At 23.9% G+C, this 1,223-nt stretch carries 2 protein-coding genes; both read left to right on the top strand.

All coding sequences use genetic code 11. The annotated features are described in order from the left end of the window. Window positions 1–199: hypothetical protein (locus ACVC2P_RS02015; protein ID WP_452596812.1), on the top strand; the 199-nt coding region annotated here is incomplete at its 5' end. Window positions 200–607: 408 nt separating this feature from the next. Next, a complete protein-coding gene (locus ACVC2P_RS02020; protein WP_452596813.1) occupies window positions 608–1,126 on the top strand; it encodes a hypothetical protein in 519 nt (172 codons plus the stop codon). Window positions 1,127–1,223 lie beyond the last annotated feature (97 nt).

The raw sequence follows: 1,223 nt of genomic DNA on the forward strand, positions 1-1,223 counted from the left end.
TAAAACAGAAGACGCTTTTTTAGAATTAAATAATTTAGAAGAAACAAAGTTTAAACAACAAGTTCTGTGGTACAAGGCTTTAATTTATTTAAAACAAGATAATATTAAAAAAAGCAAAGAAAAGTTAAAAGAAGCAATACGTATAAAACACTTTTTTAAATTAAAAGAAGCTAAGCTATTGTTAGAAAAAATAGAATAGTAAAACTAGCCAAACTATATTATAAAGAAAGCGATTACTCATTAAAACGACTACTTCACTCAATATTCTTTTTAAGAATAAAAAATATGTTACACCTTGGTAACTGTTAATAAAGTCAATGACATGGTATAATTATTGTTATTATACATTTTAAGACTCACTCATTTACTCATAATAATTGGGTAACATTTAGTACAAAAATAGACTTAATTATAGAACCTATTTTTAAGGTTAATAAAAATAAAGAAAACATTAGGCGTACATTTATAATTAAAGCTACACTATTTTTAACACATATTTATTACCATATTCTAAAATAAAAAAGAATTTATATAGTTAAATAAAAAGAGCCGTTAATCAATAAACACCATAGAATATAATATATTCTAGCCCCAAACCCTTTAAACTGTGACCGAGTTAGAAAGAATACATAACAATACAAATGGAGAATTGCCAAATGAAGATTACAATATAATTTTAGTTGAAAACATTATAAATCCAAAAGAAGCATTACATCTCTTTATAAAAACGATGCAAGTATTTTTAGAACATAAAGCACTAAGCATCTATAGTATTACATGGGAAAATTTATTACCAAAACCATTAGTAGCATTTACTAAGCAACTAGATAATGAAGACTATCATAAAGATGATTTATTATTTCCAAGCATAGACATTTTAATCTATAATTTAAGATATTTAAGAACCTGGGAGTGGTACAGTTCTGAGTATACAAAAACAGGGTTTAAAGTAATTGTAAAAGGAGAATTTAAAGAATCTTTTTTACAAATATTACACCATCAAGGCATACCACATATAAATTTATTTATAGTAAGAAACGATAAATTATATACAGTAAAAGCTAAAACCGATGTTTTAACATATAAAACATGGAATGCAGATACTTTGAAGTTAAAAAGAAATTAGATACAAAAAAATAAGGGTTTTCACCCTATTAATAATACGTGATAAAACCCTTGATAATTAAAATAATTTATTATTAATTACTATTTTTTGTATACAA

The sequence above is a fragment of the Pontimicrobium sp. MEBiC01747 genome, from assembly GCF_053601635.1.